Source organism: Citrobacter sp. (assembly GCF_050252275.1).
Classification (GTDB): domain Bacteria; phylum Pseudomonadota; class Gammaproteobacteria; order Enterobacterales; family Enterobacteriaceae; genus Citrobacter_A; species Citrobacter_A amalonaticus.
The window spans coordinates 1-5,310 of record NZ_JBFWLF010000306.1; the positions used below are offsets into that span (position 1 = coordinate 1).

Genomic DNA, 5,310 nt, shown 5'->3' on the forward strand with positions numbered 1-5,310 from the left:
AACCCATCGGTAAGTGTTTGCCAGGGGGGAGGAATTCGCCAGATCAGGCGCTAAAAAAACAAAAACCCCGGACAGTTATCCAGGGTTTTAGCGGGGACTTCGCGGGAGTTACGCTTCGATCGCGGCGCGAAGTTTTTTCATGGCGTTCTTTTCAAGCTGACGCACACGTTCTGCGGAAACACCGTAGCGATCGGCCAGTTCCTGCAGCGTAGATTTGTTATCTTCGTCCAGCCAGCGGGCGCGGATAATATCCTGGCTACGCTCGTCGAGACCTTCCATCGCATGGGTCAGTTTGTTGGCAGCCTGATCTTCCCAGTTATCCTCTTCAATGCCGTCGGCAAAGTTAGAGGTTTTATCCTGCAGATACAGGACGGGCGCCATCGGCTGGCTGTCGGACTCATCGTCCGGGGACATATCAAACGTCATGTCCTGCGCCGCCATACGAGATTCCATCTCGCGGACGTCTTTACTGGAAACACCCAGCTCACGCGCCACCATTTCCACTTCATCCTGATTAAACCAGCCCAGACGCTGCTTGGTTTTACGCAGATTAAAGAACAGCTTACGCTGTGCTTTGGTGGTCGCCACTTTCACGATACGCCAGTTACGCAGGACATATTCGTGGATCTCAGCTTTGATCCAGTGCACGGCGAAGGAAACCAGTCGCACACCCACTTCCGGGTTGAAACGGCGCACGGCTTTCATCAGGCCGATATTCCCTTCCTGAATGAGATCCGCCTGCGGCAGGCCATAGCCCGCATAGTTACGAGCAACATGAACAACAAAGCGCAGGTGAGACAGGATCAGCGTCTTAGCTGCTTCCAGATCGCCCTGGTAATGCAGCTTTTCAGCCAGTGCCCGTTCCTCGTCAGCCGACAACATCGGCCACGCGTTCGCAGCCCGGATGTAAGACTCCAGGTTACCAACAGGGGCTAAAGCTAAATTTTGCATTTCTTTGGTCATTCAAATCCTCTCAATTTTTATCGTCTGGCACCACAGCGATAGATATCAGCAACAACCGTGCCAGCGTTAATGAGCAACGAGATTAGCATTCACTCTTTTATCAGACCGTGATTTTATCCACAAGTTCAATGCAACGTTGTGTATAAATTACGCACAAATTGTGACATGAAGATGAAAAGTGGGGAAGAGACAACAGGAACTCTTTCCCTGCGAACGGAAACCCATTGCAGGGAAAGATTATATCACGGTTTTTTTAATCAGGAGTAAAGTGACGTAAATGTTGAACCGTCGCGAGCCACGCCGCCACCCAGCCGATCATCGAGCAAACCAGCAGCAGTAACAGGCACTCATCGAACGATAAGCCATTGAGATCAAACTTCGTTCCGAAAACTTGCGCCACTTCCGTGACCGCCGACGACAGTCGTAACACCAAAATTTCTGACAAAATCAGTGAAAGAAATGCGCCAGAAAAACCGAGCAATGCGCCGCCGTACAAGAACGGACGCAGGATAAATCCATCCGTCGCACCAATCAGTTTTTGCACGTTAATCGTATCGCGACGGGCAAAGATGCTCAGCCGCACGCTGTTACCAATGACGAGGAAGACGGCGGCAACCATCAGCACACCAATCATCGCCGACACTCGCCCGACCAGACCGGTCAGCGCCGCCAGACGGGCAAACCAGCTGTCGTCCATCCGCACTTCATCAATCCCGTTAATACGAGAGACGCGGTCGCGCAGTGTATTCAGTGAATCGGTGCTCTGGAAGTCGAGTTTCGGGATCACCACCGCCACCGCAGGCAAGGGGTTCTCTTCCAACATATCCAGCGCGCCGCCGAAACCGGACCAGTTGCGGAATTCGCCGAGAGCATCTTCACGAGAAAGGTAATTCACCTTTTCCACACCCTGCTCAGCCTGCAACTGGGCGACGACGCCTGCCGCCGCATCATCATCCAGCGTTTTTTGCAGATAAACGGTGATCTGCGGAGACGGGTAATACTGCGTCGCTGCCTGGTTAACGTTTTTGTAGACCATGTAGCAGACGCTCGGCAGAGTCAGGGAGATGGCAATCACCATCACCGTCAGAAACGTCGCCAGCGGTTTGCTTTTCAGATCCTGTAACGCGCCCTGGAACGCATAGCGCACCTGCTCGTTAAAGACGTTGGTTTTACGTGAGTTCGGCTTTGGCGACGGTTTCGCCCGCTTCGGCGCGTTACGTCCACCGTCACCGGAGGAGCCGCCGGAACGACGAAAACGGTCCAGCCGTCCGCCGAATTGTTTGATTTGATTGATAGCGTCGCGCTTATTCACGGGCTTCGCCTCCATGCAAATGGCCATCACTCAGGGTAAGCATACGGTATGACCGACGGGAAATGAGCCCGATGTCGTGCGTCGCCATCAGCACCGTCACCCCGACACGGTTAAACTCTTCGAACAGACGCAGAATCCCTTCCGACAGCGCGTCATCCAGGTTACCGGTCGGTTCATCCGCCAGCAGTACCGCTGGCTTGTTCACCACCGCACGGGCGATCCCGACACGCTGCTGTTCACCCCCGGAGAGCTGAATCGGGAAGTTTTTCGCTTTGTCCAGCAGCCCAACTTTGTCCAGCGCCGCCGATACGCGACGACGAATATCATCCCCGCTGGCACCGGCGATAATCAGCGGGATCGCCACATTGTCGAATACCGTTCGGTCCATCAACAGGTGGTGATCCTGGAAAATCATGCCGATCTGACGACGCAAAAACGGCACTTCACGGTTTTTCAGTCGCGTGATGTCATGCCCACTGAAGAGGATTTTCCCGGCGCTGGGCCGCTCAATCCCACAGATAAGCTTCAGCAGGGTACTTTTCCCCGCGCCGGAGTGGCCGGTCAGAAACGCCATCTCGCCCGGCTGCATATGGAATGTGACCCCTTGCAGCGCTTGTCTCCCACCGAGATAGGCCTTGCTGACATGTTCAAAGCGAATCATTGTTAATCCTCTCGGGCAAAAAGTGCCTCTATAAAATCGTCCGCCTTAAACGGACGTAAATCCTCGATACGTTCGCCCACACCAATATAGCGGATAGGGATGCCAAACTGATCGGCCACCGAGAAGATCACCCCACCTTTCGCCGTACCGTCCAGCTTGGTCAGGGTAATACCGGTCAGGCCCACCGCTTCATGGAACAGTTTGGCCTGGCTTATCGCATTCTGCCCGGTGCTGGCATCAAGCGTCAGCATAACTTCATGCGGCGCGTCTTCGTCCAGTTTCTTCATCACGCGAACGATTTTTTTCAGTTCTTCCATCAGGTGCGATTTGTTTTGCAGACGACCTGCGGTATCGGCAATCAGCACATCAATGTGACGCGCCTTCGCGGCCTGAATGGCGTCGAAGATAACGGAAGCGGAATCCGCGCCGGTATGCTGGGCAATCACCGGAATATTGTTACGCTGACCCCAGACCTGCAACTGTTCGACCGCTGCGGCGCGGAACGTATCGCCCGCCGCCAGCATCACGGATTTCCCTTGCTGTTCAAACTGGCGCGCCAGCTTACCGATGGTGGTGGTTTTCCCCACCCCATTCACGCCGACCATCAGAATAACAAACGGCGTTTTACCTTCAACGTTCAGCGGTTCATCGACTTTCGCCAGAATCTCGCCCATCTCGTCTTTCAGCAGTCCGTACAGCGCTTCAGCATCTTTAAGCTGTTTGCGGCTGGCGCCTTCCGTCAGATTGGCGATGATTTTGCGCGTGGTTTCCACGCCCACATCGGCAATCAGCAGTTGTTCTTCCAGCTCTTCAAACAGATCATCGTCGATTTTTTTACCACGGAACAGACTGATAAATCCGGAACCGAGGTTTTCTTTGGTTTTCAGTAAGCTGCGTTTCAGACGCGCGAAAAAACCTTCTTTGGTCGGTTTTTCCTGTTCCTGAATCATCTCTTCGACCGGCGCGTCTTTTTCCGCCAGCGGAACGATCATTTGCGCGTCTTCCGCCGCTTCCGCCGCCAGCGCTTGTGCTTCCAACTCTTCGTCGGTCAGTTCCGGTTCGTTTTGCGCCTCTTCTTCTACCGCTTCAACAATCTCAACGGTTTCCGCTTCGGCCTGCCACTCTTCAGCGGAGGTTTCCTCTTCGGCTTTCACCTCTTCAGGCAACGGCAGCTCTTCGTGCGCAACGGCAATCTGCGGCTCAACCTGCGCGTCAACATGCTCTTTCGCGACAGCGGGTTCTGCTGACTGGAAGGTTTCGATTTCCTGAACCTGTTCCGTCACCTCAACCACTTCCTCAGCAAAGGCTTCAGCCTCTTCTTTGCTGTGAAGCGGCGCTTGCGCTTCTACGTCAGCCGCCGTTTCAACGGGTTCGTCGGACGGTAATTGCGCTTCAACACCCTGCTGTTCTTCGGTTTTTTGTTCTTGTTCCTGCTCTTTTTCACCAAAGCCCAGCCAGGAAAAGAAGCCACGTTTTTTCTGTTTTGCCATCTGCGATTACGCTCCTGGGGACTCATTCTCTTGCCGCTTTGAGGCATCCTGAATGATTTTGTGTATAGACGCTAAAAAAAATGATGAAATAGTCTATCACTTTACTTAATCCACATCACCGCCTGGAATCATCTGCACGCGGCGGTTTGAGCAACAGAAATGAAAAAAACGAATCACTCAGGTAGCGGCCAAATCCGCATTATTGGCGGACAATGGCGCGGCCGCAAACTCCCGGTCCCCGATAGCCCTGGTCTCCGTCCGACAACGGATCGCGTGCGTGAAACGCTGTTTAACTGGCTGGCACCGGTGATAGTAGAAGCCCAATGTCTGGACTGTTTTGCCGGAAGCGGCGCACTGGGGCTGGAAGCGCTATCACGCTATGCCGCTGGTGCCACGCTGCTGGAGAGGGATCGCGCAGTCTCTCAGCAGTTACAAAAGAACCTGGCTACGCTGAAAGCAGGGAATGCAAAAGTCGTTAACACGAATACCCTGACATTCCTGACGCAGTCAGGCACGCCGCATAACGTGGTATTTGTCGATCCGCCGTTTCGTAAAGGGTTACTGGAAGAAACTTTAAACCTGCTGGAAACTCACGGCTGGCTGGCGGATGTTGCCTGGATTTACGTGGAAAGCGAAGTGGAAAACGGTCTGCCGCCCGTGCCGACGAACTGGTCATTATACCGGGAAAAAATCGCCGGGCAGGTCGCGTACCGTTTGTATCAACGCGAAGCACAAGGAGAAAGCGATGCTGATTAATCTTGGTCGACTACTGATGCTCGGCGTGTGGGCATTCTTATTGTTAAACCTGGTGCAACCCTTCCCGCGACCGCTCAACATCTTCGTTAACGTCGCCCTCGTGTTCATGGTACTGATGCACGGCATGC

General features: G+C 53.8%; 6 protein-coding genes. 2 read left to right on the top strand and 4 right to left on the bottom strand.

Annotated elements, in window-relative coordinates:
- Nucleotides 1-108: 108 nt before the first annotated feature.
- The 4 genes from rpoH to ftsY form a co-directional block, all read right to left on the bottom strand.
- Nucleotides 109-963: an RNA polymerase sigma factor RpoH gene (gene rpoH / locus AB7E14_RS20020; protein WP_042998479.1), complete on the bottom strand. Its 855-nt coding sequence runs from the start codon at nt 961-963 to the stop codon at nt 109-111.
- A gap of 253 nt (nt 964-1,216) precedes the next feature.
- Nucleotides 1,217-2,275 (bottom strand): permease-like cell division protein FtsX, encoded by a 1,059-nt coding sequence (gene ftsX, locus AB7E14_RS20025; protein WP_042998480.1) that lies wholly within the window; start codon nt 2,273-2,275, stop codon nt 1,217-1,219.
- Nucleotides 2,268-2,936: a cell division ATP-binding protein FtsE gene (gene ftsE / locus AB7E14_RS20030; RefSeq protein WP_042998481.1), complete on the bottom strand. Its 669-nt coding sequence runs from the start codon at nt 2,934-2,936 to the stop codon at nt 2,268-2,270. The genes ftsX and ftsE overlap by 8 nt, the downstream gene beginning before the upstream one ends.
- A 2-nt stretch (nt 2,937-2,938) precedes the next feature.
- On the bottom strand, nt 2,939-4,426 hold the full coding sequence (ftsY, locus tag AB7E14_RS20035; RefSeq protein WP_316962357.1) for a signal recognition particle-docking protein FtsY: 1,488 nt from the start codon (nt 4,424-4,426) through the stop codon (nt 2,939-2,941).
- Nucleotides 4,427-4,585: 159 nt separating this feature from the next.
- Here ftsY and rsmD point away from each other — a divergent pair, with 159 nt between their 5' ends.
- Together rsmD and AB7E14_RS20045 are read left to right on the top strand one after the other, a co-directional pair.
- On the top strand, nt 4,586-5,182 hold the full coding sequence (gene rsmD, locus AB7E14_RS20040; protein WP_042998483.1) for a 16S rRNA (guanine(966)-N(2))-methyltransferase: 597 nt from the start codon (nt 4,586-4,588) through the stop codon (nt 5,180-5,182).
- Nucleotides 5,172-5,310, top strand: a 139-nt coding sequence (locus tag AB7E14_RS20045) for a DUF1145 domain-containing protein (RefSeq protein ID WP_428169849.1), incomplete at its 3' end; no start/stop codon positions are given. The genes rsmD and AB7E14_RS20045, both read left to right, overlap by 11 nt.